Consider the following 23,030-nt stretch of genomic DNA (forward strand, 5'->3'; position numbering starts at 1 on the left):
ACTCTCACTAAAAATACTAATTAATGCTTAAGTTGATTGATAAATTATTGGTGTTCAGAACTAGATAATTTCTGCGGAGGTTGATTTAAGACTTCAGGGAAATTTATTTCTATTCAGGATTTAACTGTTAACTATAATCCAGGGATTTTTTGACTTTTTATCACTTTTTTTATGTTTTGGCATGGAAAAGTAGCGCTGTTAAAACTCATCTCTAGTTAAGCGTTCCCGGAGCGTGGCGTCAGTCGTATCGCCATTTTCTAAAGGTATTGTTTTGGTTTTAATCATAGTCTTATTATATTATTGTTATTTTTTACTAAGTATAGACTACATAACTTCTAGATACTTTAATTGGAGAAAAAATATCTGTATTCTCCCTAGATGAAAACTGTTATAAAATCCAATATTTTATAATTATTATGACCAAAGATAAAAATATGGGCATACAAAAAAAGATTAAAAAGCGTTTCGGTATGGAAATGCTGTTTGCGGATCATTCCGGTACAGAAAATGCTGATAGCTAGTTAAAAAACGTAAGCATTCAGCCGTCAGCCATCAGCTATCAGCTATTGCTTTTAGTTTAGGATCAAAGCTTTATTAATTGTCTTACTACAAAAGTTGCCTCTGTTGCCCTTAAAGTCTTTTTTTAATTTAAACACTGTCCTACATTGAGATAGTCTTGTTGCTGAGAGCTGACAGCTAATAGCTGTTTGCGCAGCAGTCCGCAGGAAATGCTTACTAAAAAACTATCTACAAATTGTTAATTATTCACAATATTTAGACACCTTATTGTGTGATTTTTTGCTGCCCTACTTAACTTAAAAATTAGCCATTCTTGCCTCAACCATCATTCGCACAACATCTGGCATTTTATACTGTGCTTTCCATCCTAATTTTTCTTTAGCTTTAATTGGATTTGCCCTACCTAAAGAAATATCAGTAGGGCGATATAAACTTTGATCTAGCTCTACATAATTTTGCCAATTTAATCCTACAGCAGCAAAAGCTTCTATTACAAAATCTTGCAAAGGATAACTTTCTCCAGTAGCAATTACATAATCATCTGGTTCCTCCTGCTGCAACATCAAATACATTGCTTCTACATATTCGGGTGCCCAACCCCAATCTCTCTGTACTGAAATATTTCCTAAATGCAATTTTTCGTTACTACCATTAGCAATTTTACAAACAATTGAAACAATTTTTTGAGTTACAAAACGTTGAGGTCTGAGGGGAGATTCGTGATTAAATAATATGCCAGAACAAGCAAATAAATTGTAAGCTTCTCGATAATTTGCTACTTCCCAAAAGGCTGTAGATTTAGCAACAGCATAAGGACTTCTTGGGCGAAAAGGAGTAATTTCTGTAGCAGGTTGACCGCCTGTATCGCCAAAACATTCGCTGGAGCTAGCATTATATAATTTAATTTTTGCTCCGGTAAATCTAATTGCTTCTAATAAATTTAATGTACCAGTAGCGATACTTTCTAATGTTTCTACAGGTTGTTGAAAAGATAGACCTACTGAACTTTGACCTGCTAGATTATAAACTTCATCTGGTTGATATTTAGTTAATATTTGTAAGACACTTCTAAAGTCAGTTAAAGACATAGAATCTAATTTTACTTTGTCACGAATATCTAAACGATATAAGTTGTTAAAAGTAGACATTTGGGCATCTCTGGAAGTGCCACAAACATTGTAACCTTTTTCTAGTAATAGTTTGGCTAAGTAGGAGCCATCTTGACCGGAAATTCCTGAAATTAATGCTGTTTTCATAATTTTTAAGAAGGAGAAAAAAAAGAGATAAATATTTAGGACTTGCTGAATAAGTCTGAAATTTTAATTAATCAAAGTTTTAAGGATTATTGAAAACTGAAACAGTGAAAGTTTGTCTACTGTTAAGCTTTAAGTTATTTTTGCCTTTTCTCACCAATTTTTTTAACCAGTTCCGATATTAGAAGGCTGACTTTATTGCCTTTTCCAGGTAATAAGTCAGGAGTAAGAATTAATAAGAATATTTTTGATTTTTCCTAACAACTGATAACTGACAACTGTTAACTGAAATAACTCCCTCCTTACCTAATTGGGTTAAATACCTCATTATTCTATAATACCATTTTGATAATTAGCACGCCAGTTATTGTTAATTATTCTTATGTTTACTTCTCCCCTACTCTCCCGCAATGCGAAAATGTAGCAAACATTTATCACCCTTGATATAACTTCTGAATTCTGTATTTTTATATCATGTCCGTTTGAATATTTACACTTTGGAGGAAGGAATACCAATTTGATAAATTTTTGCTACAAATAGTTATGCTATTTCTTAGGAGTCAGGAGTCAGGAGTCGTATGGGAATAGTTTCAATAGCAGTTTTGAGCTAATAAATTCTACTTTTCTCTTGGTGCGCTACCAGGTGCGACTGGCGTCGTCGCGGGGTCGCACCGCTTTGTCAAAGGGAGACCTACTGCATTTGTCTTTTTCTCACGCTTATTATTCGTAACATTCTTTTTTCAAAATGCTAGAAGGCAGAAGGCAGAAGGGAAGAAAAGGTTAGGAGGGATAAAGTTTTTTTATAACTGATTATTCAAACATGATATGATTTATTCTTCAAAGATATCTTTTGATTAAAAGCAAAAGGTTATTGCCTAAATTTAATCTTTATTCAGGTTATGTAAAAAATATCTTGGAGTTATATAAAAATGGTAAATTTTTCATACTTTAATAATCCATTTTAGTTTTCTTACAAATTATTTAGAATTGCTATATATCTTATATTATCTTTCTGTGGTCGGTCATTGACTATCCATCAGCAATTTTCCCTTCTGCCTTCTGCTTTCTTCAAATCAATCTGGAATTGTTTCTGCTAAAATTTTCGCTAGATTTTTGAGATGTGCTGCATAGTTTTTTTGATTTTGATCGGGTAGTATTTTTTCCTGATTTTTTAGTTCTAGTTTGGTTTTTTCCAGTTCTGTTTGAGTTTCTTGAAGTTGAGATTGACTGGTATTCAATTCTTCTTGATATTTGAAATACTTAGATTGAGATTGTTCTAATTCTGCTTGTACTTCATCGAGTTGGAATTGGGTAATTTCTAATTCTTCTCGCGCATCATGTAGTTCTGAGCAAGATTTATCTAATTCTGTTTGAATTTGCTGTAGTTTTGCTTCGGCTTTTTTGGTTTTTTCTTGGTTTTGCTGAAGTTGAGACTGAGCAGATACTAATTTTTCTGAAAATTCGTCTCGCTGAGATTTGGTATTTTCTAATTCTGTTTGAATCTGCTGTAGTTTTGCTTCGGAATTTTCAGTTTTTTCTTGGTTTTGCTGAAGTTGAGACTGAGCAGATACTAATTTTTCTGAAAATTCGTCTCGCTGAGATTTGGTATTTTCTAATTCTGTTTGAATCTGCTGTAGTTTTGCTTCGGAATTTTCAGTTTTTTCTTGGTTTTGCTGAAGTTGAGACTGATATTTTTCTAACTCCTCTAATATTTGGTCTCTTTGAGATTGGATATTTTCTAATTCTTCACGATTTTGTTGAAGTTGAGACTGGGTAGATACTAATTTCTGAGAAAGTTCATCTTTCTGAGACTGAGTATTTTCTAACTCGGCTTGATTTTCCTGAAATTTTACCTCTAATGAAACACTATTCCCTATTTCTGAAATATCAACATCTCGAAAAACTGGTGTACTATTCCAAGGTTCAAAAGGTATAAGTTTTGCGGTGGAAAAATGAGGTCGAAAGAAATATTTTCCACCTTCATTTAATAGACAAGCAGCAAAAGCAAAGGGAGTATTAGAAATAGCAACAAAATCACACTTACTCAATAAGAAGAAATTCAGATATTCTCGATTAACTTCAATCTCCAAGTCTTGAGAAGTTACAGGATGATATTCAGCAAAATAAACCAGAGGTAATTCCTCTATATTATCGCTGGCAATAAATAAAACTGGTTCCTCTAAAGTTTCCCATAAACCATCTAACCAAATTTTATACCACTCGCTCGGAGCAACAGCAAAATTACTATTTTCTTCTGAATGTGATTGTAAATGTAAACCTATAATAGTTTTGCCATGAGAGTGTAATTTTTCCCAAGCAACTTTTACTTTTTCCTCTATCTCTAGTGCAGGTTGAAACAAAGAACAAAAATATTCTTTAAAGGGCGCATAATAGCGAGTGTGATATAAAAATTCTCCATGAATATCTACATTTTTCAAAATTTCTTTATTACCGAGGATAAATTCATTATCACTTTCCGAAACTTTAGGTAAATCTTCAGAAATATCTCGGTCTTGATGCCCAAATAATTCTTGCCCTATCCATTTTGGAGTCTCTACTGATAAGCCATTTTCTTGAGCATATATTTTCAAGAAACCATACTGGAAAATTTGATTACCCAATCCACCATTTTTCCCAAGAGTAGACATACTAATTACTTGTTTTCTCACATAAAAAGCATCTCCCCAAGAAGGGTGAAAAGGTGTTGCCTCCGCTATTTTGCCAAAACCATTCTCTGCTAAAAAGTCATCAATTTTTTCTGCCAAAGCACAACCTTCATAGAGTTCTTCATAATTAACCTTAGTGTAAACTGCATCTATATATGTAAGTAAATTAGTTGCGCCTTGTAATGCCAAAAGTTCTGCCCCTTGAATATCTAGATTAAGAATATTAAAATCTGCTGGTGCTAGTTCTAATTCCTGTAGCAAAGTATCAAGAGTTTTTGACTCAACAGTTAGTTGATGAGTTTCTTTAATATTTGGATAAATATTTCGATAAAATTTCAAAGGCAAAATGGAACTACTCTTTCCCATGGAGTTAACATATAATTTGACTTTTCCATTTTGATTACTAATGGCATAGTTAACAGCTTGCACATCAACAGATTCTTCGGCAATATTTATTTTTAGCCTTTCAAATACTGTGGGGTTAGCTTCAATGAAAAGAATTTTTGAGATATTTAAAGCTTGATAAGTTTTAATATCTTTACCCTCATAAGCACCTACATGAATAATGCCTCTAGGAAAAATTTGGTTTTGAGAACAAAGGTTCTTTAAATCTAATTTCATTACTACTAATACTTAGATAATTTCAGTTCAGGAAAAAATAAATAGGTTCCTCTTAATAATTAATAATTAATAATTAATAATTAGGGCTTGCTGATTAAATCTAAAAGCATTGACATATAAAGATTTTAGCCTTTTTGAGGTCGAAAAAAGTACCTGGTTTTCAGCTCTTCACGCTCAAAAAGGAGCATATTTTAGGCGCATAGTTGGGCAGAAAAATTAAGGGACAATTCTTACTGCTACTTCCTCTAAATTCCCAGTTCCTCCTGTCTCCTGTCTCCTACAAACAGCAAAAAGACTTTCCATACGCAAACCCTAATTATTGCTCTGCTGATTAAATATCAAAACAGTGACATATATTGGTTTCAGCCTTTAAAGGATCTAAAAAAGGTGCAAGCTTTTCGGTCGAAAGAGCTGCATAAAGCTAGTATTTTGGGATGATTATGGGAGAAAAATCACTCATACAATTTTTATGACTACCTCCTCTATAATTTCCATTTCTCCAGTATAGTTGTCTTCCCCTCCTGAGAGGGGTTAGGGGTGGGTTATCTCTTACCCCTACCACTCATACTTTATTCAGCAAACCCTAATTAATAATTACCTCTCTTTGAAAAGAAGAGGATTGACTCAAAGGAAAAATTTTTCTTCTCTTGGTCGATTAAAGATGGCGAAATTTCCTCGCCATCTCTCGACCACTTTTTATCCCTTTAAAAGGGAAGGCTTTAGACCGAATTTTTCGGTAAAGTTAAGCATATTTTTTGAGTTTATATTCTCTGGATATCTCTCAATATTGAGAAAATTACTAGCAAAAGTATTAACTAGATATACTCTCCAAAATATAGGGTGCATCTCTTATGTGCAAAAATATTTCCTATATATTTCCTGTTGCCTTTCGGAGCTGTTACCTGTTGCCTAAAAGCGATAATTTTTTGGCTTTATTCAAAATTTAGATGCACCCAAAATATATTGTTAACTAGATATCTAACAAAAACCAACATAGTACAAAATATTGTCTGATATTTGTTTGATAAATAATCTTTGAATTTACAACATACTTTAGCTTAATATAGTCAAGTATGAAAAAATCTATACTGAACTGTGAATGTAGTAGAAGAACACCAAAAAGCCAGAGAATATTTGGCCCAAGGTAAAATTGATAGAGCGATCGCTCTGTGTCATCAAATTATAGAGGTAAAACCAGATTTTATTCCAGCTTATCAGACCGTGGGAAATGCTTTAGAAACTCAAGGTAATTTCAAAGCTGCAATTAATTGGTGTATTAAGGCATTACAAATTCAGCCAAATTTAGCTGAATTATACAAAATGATTGGTAATTTATACTCTCGACAAAAGCAGTGGGATGAAGCGATCGCTTGTTACCAAAAAGCTATAAAATTACAACCAAATTTAACAGAAGTATATGAAAGTTTGGGGGATATTTTTAAGCAGCGTTATCAGGATAATTTAACAGCAGCATTGAGTTATTATCGTCAAGCAATAGATTACAATCCTCAGAATGAAAGTAACTATCATAAAATCTTAGAAATTCAACCCTATAATCCAGAAATATGCCGTCGTTTAGCTAATATATTATTTAGAAAAAATAAATTAGGCTCTGCAATTATTTTTTATCAAATTGCCCTAATCACGGAACCAGAAAATCCCGAAATTCATTTTAATTTAGGCAAAATATTGACAGAGCAAGGCAATATTCAGCAAGCAATTTATGAATATAAACTTGCCTTAGAAATAGAGAAAAATAATCCAGATATTTATCTAAATTTAGGAATAGTTTTGGCAATAAAAGAAAGATGGTCAGAAGCGATCGCCTCTTACCGTCGTACTATTGAAATTAATCCCAACTCAGATTTAGCTTACAACTATTTAGGAGAAGCTTTAACAAAAGTAGGGGAATTAGAAGAAGCAATTTATGTTTTTGAGCAAGCAATCAATCTCAATCCCACCTCACCTTTATTTCATAAAAATTTAGGAGATGCTTTAGCAAAGCAGGGAAAAATAGATGAAGCAAGTGTAGCTTATAGTCGTTTTATTGAATTAGAAGGAAGAAGGAAGAAGGAAGAAGGAAGAGGAAAAAATATTGCTTTGTCTGAGTTTTAAGCTGAAGAAATAAGAAGTAAGAAGGAAGAGGGAAGAAGGAAGAGGGAAAAATATTGCTTTGTCTGAATTTTAAGCTGAAAAAAGAAGAAGGAAGAAGGAAAAATACTGCTTTGTCTAAATTTTAAGCTGAAGAAGTAAGAAGGAAGAGGGAAAAATACTGCTTTGTCTAAATTTTAAGCTGAAGAAGTAAGAAGGAAGAGGGAAGAGGGAAAAATACTACTTTGTCTAAATTTTAAGCTGAAGAAGTAAGGAGGAAGAGGGAAGAAGGAAGAGGGAAAAATATTGCTTTGTCTAAATTTTAAGCTGAAGAGGGAAGAAGGAAGAGGGAAGAAGGAAGAGGGAAAAATATTGCTTTGTCTGAATTTTAAACTGAAGAAGGAAGAGGAAAGAAGGAAGAAGGAAGAGGGAAAAATATTGCTTTGTCTGAATTTTAAGCTTTTGATATGTCCTAATACCATGGGTGAAAAAAGAATATTACGAATAATAAGCATGATTAAAAGACAGGTGCAGAAGATGTCCCTTGAACTAAGCGGTGCGACCCCGCGACGACGCCAGTCGCATCTGGTAGCGTACCAAGAGAAAAAGATAAGGTAGTGGTGCATTGTAATTTTTTCGGTAACGGTATAGCAAGCATTTCAGCCACCATTCACCATTACGATACAGGACTACCAAAGATAAATTATGGCCTAATAAATGGTATTAAAACTATTCATTCTTACTCCTGACTCCTGACTCCTAAGAAATAACCTTTCCTTCGACAATACTTAACTTAGGCAGCACTTCAATATATTAAGTAATTGACACAAATATAATCACCTTTTTGATAATTAGCACCCTAGGAGCATATTAATTATTATTATGTTTACTGTAGGGACGTTGCATAAGGGCGTCCCTACCTACTCCCTCACTCCCCCACTCCCCCGCTCTGCTATTTCCTATTTTCTTGATAATATTTTTGTGCAGTTTGCATCCAAGCTTTAATTTGAGATTCTAGCCATTTTTTTTCATCATTTAACTGATTAATTTTCATCTCTAAAACCGAGTTTTTATTCTCAATATTTTTAACCCAGTCCCTATATTCATCTACCTCAAACTTTAGGCGAGAATTTGCTTGTAAATTTTTTTGTATCCTAGTGCCTAACTCCTGCACAGAAATACTTAATTTTCCCGACTTACTCCGCCAATTTTCCAGCAACTCGCATAACTTAAATGCCTCATCAAAATTTCCCTTTTCCAGATGATGATAAATTCGATAAAAACTCACCCATTTAACAGTTCGAGATAACACTTCACTTTCCCAATCATTTAATTCTGAGTCCGATAAATTTAAACTATCAATTAAATCGCTAGAAATTTGTAAATGTTCTTTCACCTGATAAAAATCATCAAAACTATGAGTTTTATTTCTTTCATGCCATCGATAATATCCCAATATTTCTTTGACGAAATATAAGTCAGCAACCAAAGCAATTCTCAACCATAATTCTAAATCTGCAGCATAAGCATAATTCTCATTAAATTTCCCGCCTACTTCCTCTAAAACCTGTCTTCTCATTAATACAAACGGGCAACAAATAGGATTAGCTTCTCCCAAAATATTCCTCACCCATTCCTTACCATTCACCAATTTATCTTCAGCATAATTTGCCCAATTCCAATTGAGATGATTATTATTAGCGTCAACCACCATAACAGATGAAGTAACTAAACCTATATTTTGGTATTTATCCAAAATTTTTACCTTTTGCTCTAAATTTTTTGGCAACATCACATCATCCTGAGCAAAGATAGTAATATATTCACCATTAGCACTTTCTAAGCACTGATTCCAATTAGTAAACAGTCCTAAATTTTTTGAATTTCTCAAGTATCTAATTCTATTATCTTTATGGAGATAATTTTTAATAATTTCTGGAGTATTATCGGTAGAACAATCATCAGAAATAATTAACTCAAAATCTGTAAATGTTTGTTGAAGAACACTATCTATTGCTTGAGTCAGAAATTCTCCAGAGTTATAAGTAGGTAAACAAACGGTAACTTGAGGACAATGATTGATAAGCATTTAATTTAATATTAATTTTGAAGTAATACTAATACCGTTTCACGGAAGTAAAAAGTCATGCATTAAGATTTTATAGAGCTACAAAACTTTGATGATACAGTAATTTCAGGAAATTATTTAACATTTAAAGTTTGAAACTATTTGTGACATTTTTAAAATGAATTTAAAGTGAATTGGTATAAGTTAGGTTTATATAGCGCTACGCGCTAGGGAATAAGGAATAGGGAACAGGAAATAGTGAACTGTAAAGGTTTTTTACTGCATAAACGCTATTTCAAGCCTCTGACTTTAATAGGAGGTACTGATAACTGATAACTGAAATGAGGGTGGGGTATTAAACCCACTACAGAAAAGATAATAAAAGTGATTGAAAAACCTTATTTTGATGTATGTCAAACTCAAAATAAAGCCTTATATTTGTCACTAATAAATTAAAATAGTTACCAATATAGAAAAAATAGATAATAAACATTTAAAATTAATTTGATTAAACCATGTATTCTAATTCCTAAATTAAGTATTTAAGCAAAATTAATTATGTATTAACTTCTCACTCTGTCAAACTTAGAGATGAAATTATATACAAATAATTTGGCATGAGAACTTATTATTATTCCTGAATTATAAATTATCACAATTTAGAGCCAACTTTTTTCAATTGCCATGAGATATTTTGAGTTACTGCAAATGGGAGTGTGGCTAAGTTATTTTAATTATTCTTGTTATTGGTGATAAGTGGAAACGTAAACTTAAAAATATAGCAACTACCATTAAGCAGGCACACAAAATGAATTTCCTATTTTTGTTATTAAAATATATCCTTATATAAAAGGAAGCAAAATGCTGATTTATATGAGATTCATGTTGAGAATTAAATATGGAGACGAAAAAACTTTTAGAAAGAATAAGTTTCCAAAGTAAATTTTCTCAAGTGAGAGACAGCAGCTCTATGTATGATGTAAAAATTAACTAAATTCCGAAATACATCAGGGAGTAATTGACAGTAAAATTGTCATAAATTTTTGAAATAAGTTTAGTCAATATTTACCTAAATTATTGCTCTGTAGTTATGGATAGAGCTTCCATCTATACGAGGGATAAAATGAGCGATAAATTATCAGAATGGAAAGAAAAAAATTAGAGATATTTTGGTGTCCAACTTACCGAAAAATTGTGGGTATGCGCCGACCCTTTTAAAGAGGTAAAAAAAAGAGTATATTCCTTTATGTCAAGACTCCTTATTGCAGAGGTACTGATAACTGATAACTGATAACTGATAACTGATAACTGAAATGAATCACCCAAGCACAACTTAATCGAAATTATTTGGAAATTTATTAACTATGAGTGAATTAAAGTTGATGAAACTCGAAAACTGTCCAAGCTTTCTTAACTATCTCAAAAAAAGTGCTAGACAAAGATTGTCAAAAATGTGTAATTAATTTTGCGTAGGTGCTTACTACTTTTGAGTTACGGAATATCTTTTTGTGTAACTCCGTAGGATAAACAACGGAATATTAATAATTAACCTTTTTCCTTTTCTCCTAGATAACTAAATGCCTTTTTACCGATAAATTGTGGTCTAAAACCTCCTCTTTTAAGAGGATAAAAAAAGAGAATATTCCTGATGTCAAGCCTCCTTATTACAGAGGTACTGATAACTGATAACTGAAATGACTTCTGCTATAAAAGTAAATAAATTTAACTGTGTAGAAGCTTAAATAGATGAACATAAATAAACGCAATATTAGAAGGCGGATTTTTAGAACTCTATAGCGCTGAATTCAAAGCTTTCAGTTAAACCTGCCCCGACAATTTTTTTAACGTTTAATTAGACCTATCTACTTACAAGTTGAAATTTGATTACTTCCACTAATTTTGATGAATAAACTTAACTGATTTTCTCTACTGAATTCTGATTGATAAATAAATTTCCGGGTTACTACAATAAACTCTTGTAATAGACAAGTAAACTCTATGGTTGACTCAGGTAGTCAATTTTTCTCCTCCACAGAAATAACGGTAGTGCATCTGTACTTAAATAGAATAGGAAAAACAACGGAATATCAATCATTAACCTCCTTCCTTCTCTCCTAGATAACTAAACGTCTTTTACCTTTTTACTTCTGGGATAAAAGCAATAAAATTTATTAAATTTAACTGCGTAGAAGCTGACCAATTGAAATTTGATTACTTCCACTAATTTTGATGAATAAACTTAACTGATTTTCTCTACTGAATTCTGGGTAAATAAATTTATGGGTTACTACAATAAACTCTTGTAATAGACAAGTAAACTCTATGGTTGACTCAGGTAGTCAATTTTTCTCCTCCACAGAAATAAACGGTAGTGCATCTGTACTTAAATAGAATAGGAAAAACAACGGAATATCAATCATTAACCTCCTTCCTTCTCTCCTAGATAACTAAACGTCTTTTACCTTTTTACTTCTGGGATAAAAGCAATAAAATTTATTAAATTTAACTGCGTAGAAGCTGACCAATTGAAATTTGATTACTTCCACTAATTTTGATGAATAAACTTAACTGATTTTCTCTACTGAATTCTGGGTAAATAAATTTATGGGTTACTACAATAAACTCTTGTAATAGACAAGTAAACTCTATGGTTGACTCAGGTAGTCAATTTCTCTCCTCCACAGAAATAAACGGTAGTGCATCTGTACTTAAATAGAATAGGAAAAACAACGGAATATCAATTTATTAAATTTAACTGCGTAGAAGCTTACTAATTGAAATTTGATTACTTCCACTAATTTTGATGAATAAACTTAACTGATTTTCTCTACTGAATTCTGATTGATAAATAAATTTATGGGTTACTACAATAAACTCTTGTAATAGACAAGTAAACTCTATGGTTGACTCAGGTAGTCAATTTTTCTCCTCCACAGAAATAAACGGTAGTGCATCTGTACTTAAATAGAATAGGAGAAACAACGGAATATCAATCATTAACCTCCTTCCTTCTCTCCTAGATAACTAATATCATGTCCAGATAAGAGCGTGATAAAAAAACTTTCTCTTTTTCCTCCTCTTGATTCTTTCTTGCTTTTTTATTCTTGCTTTTTTATTCTTGCTTCTTTCTTCCCTCCTGAGTACTGACTCCTGAGGACTGACTCCTCCATCATTATTCTGATTGGTAAATAAATTTCCCGGTTAGTACAATAAACTCTTGTAATAGACAAGTAGACTCTATGGTTAACTCAGGTAATCAATTTTTCTCCTCTACAGAAATAAAACACTGCACCTGTACTTAAATAGAATCTGTTCCAATAAAAACTAATATATATATATAGATAAAATAGGCAAAATATGCGTATTTCTAAAACAGCAGTCTTAACCCTTGCTGCTCTCAGTTCCCAAAATTTAACTGCTGAAGCAAAAGCTAATCCTAATATTAATTCCTACCCTCAGATAAATGTACCAGAAACTAGCAATTTTACTGACTCTACTAATATTAGTAGTTTGCCATCTACTCAATTAATTAGTCCTCCAGAAATTTTACTTAGTCAAGCTCCTAACACTCCTAAATTTATAACTGCTTTATCGACTCCGAATATAGCTCAAATTAGAGAAGTTTTAAATGAGAGTTGGCTGGGAAAAATAGCAGAATTTACTACTAAAAATAGTTCTCAACTCCCACAGGTTACTTCTCAAATTGCTTTACAAACAGAGGGAGAAGATGAACCTAGTCTCAACCTCAATTCTACTATCACTATATTGAATACTTTATTATTAGTTGCAACTTTATTTCCTCCTGTAACTATTAGCTTTTTTTGGTTAGTCAGAAGGTTGATAATTAAAGAATTGATTAGCCAAGTTAATCAGCGGTTAAAAAAGATCGGTGAATTAGAATTAAATTTGAATCAATCTCAAACATTAGTTACAGAATTAGAAAATCATATAGTCGCTGCAAAAAAGTCTATTGAGTTCATTAGTCAAGAAGCGAAAAATTCAAAATCTTCCGTTGAACAAATAGAAACTTTTAAGTCTCAGTTTTTGATGCAGCTACAAATGATTATTTCTGACACTCAAGAAGCAAAACATCAGGCTATTCAAGACATTAACTCTTCTGTAAATTCAGAAGCTAAATATATTGAAAATACTCAGAAATCAAAATATTTTGACAAAGAAATTACTACGGTCGCTGATGATTATTTGAAACAAGGGGAAAAACTGTTTTCTGAGGGTAAGTATAATCGAGCTTTAGCAATTTTTGAAAAAGCTATTTCTCTGAATTATGATTTAAGTCAAGCTTGGTTTAATCGCGGTAATGTCTTTGTAAAATTGCAGCGCTATCCTGAAGCATTGACTTCTTACGATAAAGCTCTTTCTCTTGATTATGATAAATTTGAATATTGGTTTAATCGTGGCAATGTTTTGGTAAGAATGCAAAGTTACACTGAGGCATTAGATTCTTATGATAAAGCTCTTTCTTTTCAGCCAGATAATGTAACTATTTGGCTAAATAAAGGTATTTTACTCAGAAAATTACAACAATATAATGAAGCACTTATTGCTTATGAACAAGCTCTTTTAATTCAGCCTAAAAATGTTGATATTTTACATAACTTAGGCGCTCTACTTGGAAAACTACAGCGCTATGAAGAGGCGATCGCTACTTTTGAGCGGGCATTAAAAATTCAACCAAATAAATATGAAGCTTGGTATAATCGAGGTAATTTATTGGGGAAATTACAATCTTTTGCTGAAGCAATTGATTCTTATAATCGAGCATTGGAAATTAAGCCAGAAAAATATGAAATTTGGTACAACAAGGGGGCTTTATTATGGCAATTAGAAAGATATGAAGAAGCAGTTAATTCCTACGATAGAGCTATTAAGTTGATGCCAGATGATTATGAAGTTTGGCATAATCGAGGCATGGCTTTAAATGCTTTAGAAAAATATGAAGAAGCAGTTACTTCTTTTGAACAAGCAATTAAAATTAACTCCCAATGTTATCAAGCATTTATGGGTAAAGCAGAAGCATTATTGAAATTGGAAAAGTATGAGGAAGTTCTTAGTTGTTGTAATTATGCTATTTCTATTAAAAATAATTGTTTTGAAGCTTGGGAAAAAAAAGGTATTGTTTTAGAAAAACTCAAACGTTATAAAGAAGCTTTGGTTTGTTACGAGGACGCTCTTGCTATTAATCCAGATGACTCAGAATTTCAGCGTAAATGCAATATATTAATGTCAGAATTACAAGGGGAAAAAGTTTTAATTGGAAAAAATAAACCATTATCACAAGGCAATTTAGATTTAAGTAGTCATCAAGATAAAAAACTTAGTCATAGCAAGAAAGTTCATCCTCTTGCTCTACTAAATGGCAAAAAAGTTAAAACAGATAACTAGATTATGATTTATGGCACAAGGAAGAAGAAAAAAGGAAAAAGGAAGAAGGAAAAATGGCATTGCTGAGTGGTAATGATTTTTAGATTAAGTATCAACGCAAAACATAAGTTTTTCAATTTTACCGAAAAATTGTGGGTATGCGCTTCCCTTTTTAAGGGGATAAAAAGCGGTTGAGGGATGGCGAGGTCTCCTCGCCATATCCAATCAATCAAGAGAAAAGAAAATATTCCAGATTTAAAGTCTCCTTATTGCAGAGGTACTGATAACTGAAATTACCTTCAGCTACTTACCATTACATTTGAGCAACTGCTAGATCAGGATTTGGCCACGGATACACGGATGATTAATTTGCATTGTATGAAGCTCCAAAAAAACGATAAGGCTTTTCCCCTTGCATCTCCAAAAAATTATGATAGTATGTAATCATTAGGTGCAACTCGCCCCTACGCATGACTTTTTATTCAACGCAAAAACAGCATTTCGTTACTGAATACATATAGAAGGGATACTTAGACACCAAAGCACCAGAACAATTATCATCCGGTGAAGCACTCAGATCAAGAAGTGGCGATCGCTATATTCACAAATCCAGAAAACTATCATTTTGTGAAGCTCAAAAAAACGGCAAGGTATTTCCCCTTGCATCCTCAAAAAAATTATGATAGTATGTAATCGTTGGGTGTTGCTCGCCCCTACGCATGACTTTTTATTCAACGCAAAAACAGCATATTCCCACTGAATATATATAAGGGATACTGAGACACCAAAGCACCAGAAAAGTCATCATCCTGTGAAGCATTCAGATAAAGAAGTAGCGATCGCTAAATTTTTCACCTCATCAACAGTATCGATATTATTCATGTAGAAGCGATGTAGCTACCGCACTTGCTCCGCCAACGCTATATTCACAACCAAAGAAAAATCATCATTCTGTGAAGCTCAAAAAAACGGCAAGGTATTTCCCATTGCATCCCCAAAAAAATGGTGATAGTATGTAATCATTGGGTGTCATTCGCCCCTATGTATGACTTTTTATTCAACGCAAAAACAGCATTTCGCCACTAAATACATATAGAAAAGATACTCACACACCAAAGCACCAGAAAAATTATTATCCTGTGAAGCACTCAGATCAAGAAGTGGCGAGAATGGCGAGAGGAAAAATTTTCACCTCATCAACAGTATCGATATTATTCATGTAGAAGCGATGTAGCTACCGCACTTGCTCCGCCAACGCTATATTCACAACCAAAGAAAAATCATCATTCTGTGAAGCTCAAAAAACGGCAAGGGATTTCCCATTGCATCCCCAAAAAAATGGTGATAGTATGTAATCATTAGGTGCAACTCGCCCCTACGCATGACTTTTTATTCAACGCAAAAACAGCATTTCGCCACTAAATACATATAGAAAAGATACTCACACACCAAAACAAAGAAAAATCATCATCCTGGGAAGCACCCTGAGAAATAAGTACCTATCGCCAAATTTGCCTGCCCCATCAACAGTATCAATATTATTCATGTAGAAGCGATGTAGCTACCGCACTTGCTCCGCCAACGCTATTATTCACAAACAAAGAAAAATTATCATTTTGTGAAGCTCAAAAAAACGGCAAGGTATTTCTCCTTGCATCCTCAAAAAAATCGTGATAGTATGTAATCATTGGGTGTTGCTCGCCCCTGTACATGACTTTTTATTCAACAATTGAAGAACATATATTTTGCGTTGATACTTAATCTAAAAATCATTACCACTCAGCAACACCGGAAAAATCTTGCTTCTTTTTTGTGCTATATAAACAGCTATTAGCATTCAGCTTTTTAAGATAATTTCTTCTACATGATAGAGTTTGTTGTAGGTAATATTGATTTTCGTAACATTCCATGAACTCCTTTATGAGGATGATTCACAACTTGAGTAATGTGAAAATTTACAGCAATAGAACAAAGAATATAAGCATCCTCAGCACTCAACCCAACAAAATTTTCTAACCAACTAATCATTTGCTTTAAAGCTAATTCAAAAGCAACATCCAAAGTATTACCAAAACCAAACGAAATAATATCAGTAGATGTTTCTGCCATGGGAAAAATTAATTGTAAATCTTGCCTAACTTTAATCTGAATAGTACCATTCATTGAAGTTTCAATAGCCGTTACATTTATTTCTCCATCCCCCTGTGCAGAATGACCATCACCAATAGAAAATAAACCACCAGGCACAAAAACAGGTAAAAAAATTCGCGAACCAACCTGTAATTCTCGGCAGTCAATATTTCCCCCATAAATACCAGGAGGAATAGATGAACGTTGAGTATTTTCTGTAGCAACTCCGAGAATTCCAAAAAATGGTTGAAGTGGAATTTTTATCCCACTATTAAGAGGAAATTCAGCTATCTTTTTTTCTAAATCTAGTGGAATAAAGTTTAGTCTTGGTTCCGTAAATTGTTCAGGTAATGCACCCCATCCCGGACGAATTGAATTAAATCCTATTGGTAAACTAGGGTAAATATTTTCCAGAATAATTTCCAATACATCTCCTGGTTTAGCATCATTAATATATATTGGTCCGGTTAATAAATGAGGACCAACACTAACTTTTCTTTCTGCTGGTAAATTGTGACAAATTTCTAGAAATTCTGGAGTGAGAAATTCTCTAGGTGCTTTGTCGTAAAGATAATAACCCGTGTAAGTTTCTACATCTATGCGATCGCCAGAATTAACGATTAATGCTGGTTCTAGTTTATGGGAAAAACCTCCTAAATGAACAGTGTTACATCGAGCTTTTAAAATGTGCTTACTCATCTTATTTATTTTTTTTTAATATTTATCGTATATAATACATATCTAAGTAAAATTATTTCAAAATTTTATAAACTCCAGTTAAAATGATTAAAATTATAACTAAAATTAATTAAACTTTTAAATAGTTACAGCCAGGAATTGGTCTTGGTGCAGGGTCATTTCATTCTAGATTTTGGCAATGAATTTATTGATTTTCAGACAGCGAAAGATAAATTTCCTAAAGCTTAAAATAAGGTGGTTTCGTCAATACATAAAATGTCACAGTTTAGAATAAAATAGCCCTGGTATTGGTGTAACCTTACCTCAAGATTGGGTATCTATCAAAAATGAAGCTCTAGTAATTATTGTAGGTTTAACTGGTGTAGGGAAAAGTACAGTCATTAATACATTAACTGAATCAGGATTAAATTTCACTTTACTTCCAAATCGACGCACCCTAACAACAAAATTAATTATTCCTCATATTACAGCAACAAACGAGCAAAATGTTCAAACAATTTGTCGTATAGACCGCTTCAAATATACTCGCCAGTATCAAAAAAGTTTTCCTGGTGGTATGGGTCATATTTTAGCCCAGTTACAAGTTAACCCCTCTTTAATCAATCATCCATTAATTTTTGATGGTTTGCGAGGAAAAAATGAAGTTACTTATGCTGCTAATACTTTGAAAAAAGCTAAATTTATAATTTTGGATGCCCCATTATCAGTTCGCTTAAAACGTCTTTTAACTAGAAATGATGCTTTCGATAGAATCACAAAATATCCAGATGATGAAGTAGTTAATTCCAAAAAAATTATGGGTTTTTCTGATTTTGGTATATCTGAAGCATCCAATTTATTTACCTTTGATGAAGAGCAGGAAATTTTAACTCTACTGGAAAGAGGACTATATAATTCTGTAGATGTTTATGAATGATTAAATATTCTGGTTGAGGAGAGCAGAAATTACAATTCGGAAGCAACAAAAACAGCTTTACAGGCAATTGTCCCTGAGCGAACTTTTCTTTTAGATACTACTAGGTTTTCACCTCAACAAATAACTCAAAAAATTCTTGCTTACTTATTACTTAAAAATTCGAGGGTTTAAGTTTCCTACTATGTAAGCATTTCCTGCGGAATGCTGCGCAAACAGCTATTAGCTATCAGCTATCAGCAACAAGACTCTCTCTTATGTGCATCTCTTATGTGCAAAAATACTTTTTTCCTATATATTCCCTTCCGGAACTGTTCCCTAAAAACGATAAATTTTTGGCTTTATTCATGCATTGAGATGCACCCAAATAAGATTGCTTTGCTAGCTAGTCGAAGCAAAGATTAGGACGTATAAAAAGCCTAAAACTCATACAACGGAAGATTTTCCCTTCTTCCCTCTTCCTTCTTCCCTCTTCCTTCTTCCTTCTGCTTTAACAATAACTTAAATGTTCTTAAATATTCTTAAATACCTTTAACATATAGCATTTTTTTGTGACATAAATTGTAATTAATCATACTAACCATAATTCCTCCAATATGTTTAGCTGAAAATTATAGAATTATGTCTAAACTAAAAAAATGCTATTAAGTAAATTAGCGATAGTTGATTCTACTCTGCGAGAAGGAGAACAATTTTTTAAATCTAACTTTTCTACGAGTGATAAAATTGAAATAGCTAGAGGATTAGATCAATTTGGAGTAGAATACATAGAAGTTACTTCTCCGAGAGCTTCTCCTCAATCCTATCAAGATTGTCAAAAATTAGTCCAATTAGGTTTACAAGCTAAAGTTGTCACCCACATTCGTTGCCATCTAGAAGATGCAAAAATAGCCCTTGATACAGGTGTAGATGGCATGAATCTGTTTATCAGTACTTCACAAATTTTACGTCAATTTGGTCATCGTAAAAGTATTGAAGAAATTATTGATATAGCTACAGAAGTTATCACTTTTATTCATCAAAAAAATCCTCAAGCAGAATTGCGTTTTTCTACTGAAGATTCATTCCGTAGCTCCCTTTCAGATTTACTGCGAGTCTATTTAGCAATTAATAAATTAGGAATAGTCAGTCGTTTTGGAGTAGCTGATACAGTAGGAATAGCCACTCCCCACCAGGTTTATCAACTAATTCAAAAGATGAGACAATGCTTTTGTGAGGATATAGAATTTCACGGTCATAATGATACAGGTTGTGCAATTGCTAATAGTTTTACTGCTTTTGAAGCGGGGGCTACTCATATTGATACAACTGTTTTAGGGATTGGTGAGCGTAATGGTATTACTCCTTTAGCTGGATTAATTGCTCGTCTTTATACCCTCGAACCAGAAGCTTTAAATAATAAATATTATCTGCCTTATCTTCATAAATTAAATCAATTAGTAGCGGAAAAAATTGAACTTTCTATTCCTTTTAATCATTGTATTGTAGGAGAAGCAGCTTTTAATCATAAAGCAGGAGTTCACACTAAAGCAGTTCTCAATAATTCTAGAACTTATGAAGCAATAAATCCCGCTGATTTTGATTTGAATCGGTCAATTTTAATTAATCATAAACTTACAGGTAAAAATAGTATTGCCCATCGTGCTCTTCAACTCGGTCTGAATTTAGACAACTTCCAAATTCAAGCTATTACTCAAACAATTAAAAATTTAGCCGACCGACAAAAAATGACCTTAGAAAATGTGGATAAAATTTTGTTATCATCCCAAAAAAATATGTAAGCATTCAACAGTCAGTTATCAGTTATCAGTTATTAACTTATTATCTTATTATCTTAGAAGGATAATTCAAAATGATGTTTATGGAGCATTCCGCACCGAAAGAAAAAGGTAACAAGCTAATCTTAGTAAGTCCTTTACATTCATGCATCTGGCAAGCGCAGCATGACAAACGGAAACGCTGTTTGCGGAGCATTCCGTAGGAAATGTTAATAGCTGAGTGCTTAGAAAAATATTGGTTAAATTTTTTTAGCATTACTGCCAAATTTACTACAACATTAATATATTCCTTTGTTCCCAGAGAATAAAGACGCCACTAAAAAGTACAAAAACAATTACTAGCTGAGGGAACAATTGCAGACTAATTTTTTCTAATACTAAATTACCCAACCAATTACCAGGAAAAGCAGCTATTCCTATGAGTATCCCATATCCAAACAAAGGCAAAGTTAAAGTACCAAAAATGGCGTAGGCGATCGCTTTAACAATATGAACTACCATTCAGTTAACTGCTTGAGTGCCCAATAGTTCCTCTTTTTCCAAGCCAAAATTAAGGTAAAAAGGTGCAAGTATCGGTCCCATACTACCAATAATGCCGGACAAAAAAGAATAAATAAAACCTGCTGGTAAAAAATACCAAGCACGAACAGTAAAAGATTGGTTTTGATTCTTAATAATTAAATTTATCCCAGAAATAACTAGAAATAATCCTACTAAAAAACTCAGCCATCCTACAGAAATTTGGGTCAACATAAAAGCGCCCAAACAAGCACCAACAATAGCACCAGGTAGTTACCAAAAAATAACTGTCCAGTTAATTTTTTGCCGATAAGTAAAAGCACGTTCAGGATTACCAATAATTGCTCCAGTTGTAATAATTGGTGGGATGGCTAAAGCTCCTAAAAATAAACCAATAACTGGCATTAACAGAAATGAACTACCGCCACCTGCTAGGGTATTGACAAACCACCCAACAATACTTGCTAATGCTAACCACAAATAGGTCATATTCTTTGAAAATCTATAAAATTTTACTACTAATTATTTGTGCTGTGTTTTTTGATTTATAAGTTTGACTATTCTACCAATATTAAAGGGAGATTAAATAAGGATTTTTAAGAATATTACAGAAGCTCAAAATCAACTCAAGGAATGATAATTGGATGACTGTTTCATTCCCGATAGAACTCCGTTCCACTCAAGGGAGGAAAAAACAATCCCTTTCCTTCAAAGGTAAATCTCTCCATACCCCCTTATTTATAAGTATTCAATTGACGTGATAGTATGGTAGGTTATTTTTGCCGAAGTAAAAAATTTTCAAATCCTGAAAACAAAATTTTTTTAACTCAGGTAAAGTTTGAATTTAATATTCTGAACCTGACTCCTAAAATGCCATCAATTAATTTACAATTTTGCCATTCATATCTAAGATTTTTGCGGAACTATTTCCGCACTTTAAAAGCCTTAGATCATCGCTAAATTAAAATTTATATTATGGAGAGAGTCCTCTTTCCACATTCTCTGAATATAGGAATTCTGTTTCAGTTGCTGTTCAACAATTAATAATTAATCATTAATAATTAATTATTAATAATTACCTCTCCTTGAAAAGAAGAGGATTGACTCAAAGGAAAGTTTTTTCTTGTTTCTTCTTTAAAGGAGAGGCTTTAAACCTTAATTATTCGGTAAAAATATATTTGAATTTATGGAACACCAGTTCAGGGAATAGGAATCTAAGTGTTAGAGTTTTTATATATCCTTAAATTTTTTACCGAATAATATCATGTCCGCGCTTTATCATTTGTGTAAACCCAAGGGTGAATATCTATAGAAAATTTAAGTTTTTTCAGACTTTTAAGTCTTCTGTTCTAGATAACTAAAGGCTTCTTTCCTCTTCCTTCTTCCTGATCAATCATTTGGAATTGCTATAGAAAAATCTAAGGTTTTAAATTTTCTATACTCATATCAATAATCTTCTCCAGAACCTACCAATAAAAATTTAGTAGTTTCTAGAGAAGGAATTACTAATAAAATTCATTGATTCAAAACTTGATTAACCTTGCTACTTAAGAAAGTAACTATTCATAATATAACCCTTCTATCGGCACACCATCTTCATGTTTGTTTTCCTTTGATTTTCCTGGTAATGACTTACCATCAATACCAATACGATTAACTGGAATTTTTTCTTTTTCTGCGCCTACTCTCAACATGACTAGAGGCTCATCTCCACAACTTTGAAACTTGTAAAAACTACCTCTAGGAACTAATATACCTTGGTTTCTGCTGAACACTCCAACTTCACCATCTTTGCCAAAAAACCTAGCTTTTCCGGCTAAAATTACAAAAGTATGATCCTCTCCAGAATGAGAGTGTAGAACATTTTCTCCCCCTTGAGCGTAACATTTAATTCTCACGCTCATTAAATCAGTTTTGGCGAGGGTATAGTCGCTCCTTCCTTTGCTCAAAAGTTGAGTTTTGAGTTGAAAAGCTTGAAGTTCTGGACTTTAATTATAAATTTTTTCTGTCAATTCTTGATTAGCAACCATCGCAGGTATTTTTTTTACAGAAAACACTAAACATAAACAAAAGTATATTAGCCTAATTCTCTAATAATATTCATTATAAAAATATTAATTTTACTTCGTCCAATTCATCAATTCGAGTCCAAGTAATACCAAATCCGGATATCAAAAGCACGTTTTTCAAATTCTTCTCTAATTCTTCTGCCTTCTGCTCTCTACCTTATTCCTTAGCTTCATAAATAAAGGTTCTTTATCAACCGGATTTAGTATAATTAGGGGTCAAAAAAACAACTCTATTCTCATCCAACTTAATTGTATTAATTATTCAAATTTAAGTCCAAAACTGATTTTCTCAAGAAGGAACAAATTTCTGCATAATTTGTTC

At 32.7% G+C, this 23,030-nt stretch carries 13 protein-coding genes; 5 read left to right on the forward strand and 8 right to left on the reverse strand.

Annotated features, from left to right (window positions below):
* Window positions 1-815 precede the first annotated feature (815 nt).
* Entirely contained in the window at window positions 816-1,775 is a 960-nt protein-coding gene (locus F6K23_RS15300) for a GDP-mannose 4,6-dehydratase (protein ID WP_293156841.1), read from the reverse strand.
* A gap of 1,070 nt (window positions 1,776-2,845) precedes the next feature.
* Window positions 2,846-5,059 carry an FkbM family methyltransferase gene (locus tag F6K23_RS15305; protein ID WP_293156844.1) on the reverse strand — a complete coding sequence of 738 codons (2,214 nt, stop codon included), beginning with the start codon at window positions 5,057-5,059 and terminating at the stop codon, window positions 2,846-2,848.
* A gap of 1,095 nt (window positions 5,060-6,154) precedes the next feature.
* On the opposite strand from F6K23_RS15305, the gene F6K23_RS15310 reads away from it, so the two are divergent.
* Window positions 6,155-7,174: a tetratricopeptide repeat protein gene (locus tag F6K23_RS15310; protein ID WP_293156847.1), complete on the forward strand. Its 1,020-nt coding sequence runs from the start codon at window positions 6,155-6,157 to the stop codon at window positions 7,172-7,174.
* Window positions 7,175-8,102: 928 nt separating this feature from the next.
* Here the strand turns inward: F6K23_RS15310 and F6K23_RS15315 are convergent.
* Complete coding sequence (locus F6K23_RS15315) at window positions 8,103-9,239, reverse strand: glycosyltransferase (RefSeq protein WP_293156850.1); 1,137 nt, start codon at window positions 9,237-9,239, stop codon at window positions 8,103-8,105.
* Between the two features lie 3,336 nt (window positions 9,240-12,575).
* Here F6K23_RS15315 and F6K23_RS15320 point away from each other — a divergent pair.
* Both F6K23_RS15320 and F6K23_RS15325 read left to right on the forward strand, forming a co-directional pair.
* Window positions 12,576-14,621: a tetratricopeptide repeat protein gene (locus F6K23_RS15320; RefSeq protein WP_293156853.1), complete on the forward strand. Its 2,046-nt coding sequence runs from the start codon at window positions 12,576-12,578 to the stop codon at window positions 14,619-14,621.
* A 543-nt stretch (window positions 14,622-15,164) separates the two neighbouring features.
* The gene (locus tag F6K23_RS15325; RefSeq protein ID WP_293064233.1) at window positions 15,165-15,293 is read left to right on the forward strand and encodes a hypothetical protein; all 129 of its coding nucleotides are present in this window, start codon (window positions 15,165-15,167) and stop codon (window positions 15,291-15,293) included.
* Between the two features lie 1,167 nt (window positions 15,294-16,460).
* Here F6K23_RS15325 and F6K23_RS15330 read toward each other — a convergent pair.
* Complete coding sequence (locus F6K23_RS15330) at window positions 16,461-17,429, reverse strand: acetamidase/formamidase family protein (RefSeq protein ID WP_293064231.1); 969 nt, start codon at window positions 17,427-17,429, stop codon at window positions 16,461-16,463.
* Between the two features lie 343 nt (window positions 17,430-17,772).
* Here F6K23_RS15330 and F6K23_RS15335 point away from each other — a divergent pair, with 343 nt between their 5' ends.
* Window positions 17,773-18,345 (forward strand): AAA family ATPase, encoded by a 573-nt coding sequence (locus F6K23_RS15335; protein ID WP_293157131.1) that lies wholly within the window; start codon window positions 17,773-17,775, stop codon window positions 18,343-18,345.
* Between the two features lie 635 nt (window positions 18,346-18,980).
* Window positions 18,981-20,123 carry a homocitrate synthase gene (gene lysS / locus F6K23_RS15340; RefSeq protein WP_293156856.1) on the forward strand — a complete coding sequence of 381 codons (1,143 nt, stop codon included), beginning with the start codon at window positions 18,981-18,983 and terminating at the stop codon, window positions 20,121-20,123.
* Window positions 20,124-20,390: 267 nt separating this feature from the next.
* Here lysS and F6K23_RS15345 read toward each other — a convergent pair whose 3' ends face one another.
* From F6K23_RS15345 to F6K23_RS15360, 4 genes are all read right to left on the reverse strand, one after another.
* Window positions 20,391-20,621 (reverse strand): hypothetical protein, encoded by a 231-nt coding sequence (locus tag F6K23_RS15345; RefSeq protein ID WP_293156858.1) that lies wholly within the window; start codon window positions 20,619-20,621, stop codon window positions 20,391-20,393.
* The gene (locus F6K23_RS15350; RefSeq protein WP_293157134.1) at window positions 20,622-20,900 is read right to left on the reverse strand and encodes a TSUP family transporter; all 279 of its coding nucleotides are present in this window, start codon (window positions 20,898-20,900) and stop codon (window positions 20,622-20,624) included.
* Window positions 20,901-20,912: 12 nt separating this feature from the next.
* Window positions 20,913-21,128, reverse strand: a complete 216-nt coding sequence (locus F6K23_RS15355; protein WP_293156861.1) for a hypothetical protein — start codon at window positions 21,126-21,128, stop codon at window positions 20,913-20,915.
* 1,070 nt (window positions 21,129-22,198) lie between these two features.
* Entirely contained in the window at window positions 22,199-22,543 is a 345-nt protein-coding gene (locus tag F6K23_RS15360; protein WP_293156864.1) for a cupin domain-containing protein, read from the reverse strand.
* Window positions 22,544-23,030 lie beyond the last annotated feature (487 nt).

Source organism: Okeania sp. SIO2C9 (assembly GCF_010672455.1).
Taxonomy (GTDB): domain Bacteria; phylum Cyanobacteriota; class Cyanobacteriia; order Cyanobacteriales; family Microcoleaceae; genus Okeania.

Coding starts and splice junctions, on each gene's coding strand:
- F6K23_RS15300 (WP_293156841.1), bottom strand. CDS start 1,775: ATGAAAACAGCATTAATTTCAGGAATTTCCGGTCAAGATGGCTCCTAC.
- F6K23_RS15305 (WP_293156844.1), bottom strand. CDS start 5,059: ATGAAATTAGATTTAAAGAACCTTTGTTCTCAAAACCAAATTTTTCCT.
- F6K23_RS15315 (WP_293156850.1), bottom strand. CDS start 9,239: ATGCTTATCAATCATTGTCCTCAAGTTACCGTTTGTTTACCTACTTAT.
- F6K23_RS15320 (WP_293156853.1), top strand. CDS start 12,576: ATGCGTATTTCTAAAACAGCAGTCTTAACCCTTGCTGCTCTCAGTTCC.
- F6K23_RS15330 (WP_293064231.1), bottom strand. CDS start 17,429: ATGAGTAAGCACATTTTAAAAGCTCGATGTAACACTGTTCATTTAGGA.
- lysS (WP_293156856.1), top strand. CDS start 18,981: ATGCTATTAAGTAAATTAGCGATAGTTGATTCTACTCTGCGAGAAGGA.
- F6K23_RS15345 (WP_293156858.1), bottom strand. CDS start 20,621: ATGGTAGTTCATATTGTTAAAGCGATCGCCTACGCCATTTTTGGTACT.
- F6K23_RS15355 (WP_293156861.1), bottom strand. CDS start 21,128: ATGACCTATTTGTGGTTAGCATTAGCAAGTATTGTTGGGTGGTTTGTC.
- F6K23_RS15360 (WP_293156864.1), bottom strand. CDS start 22,543: ATGAGCGTGAGAATTAAATGTTACGCTCAAGGGGGAGAAAATGTTCTA.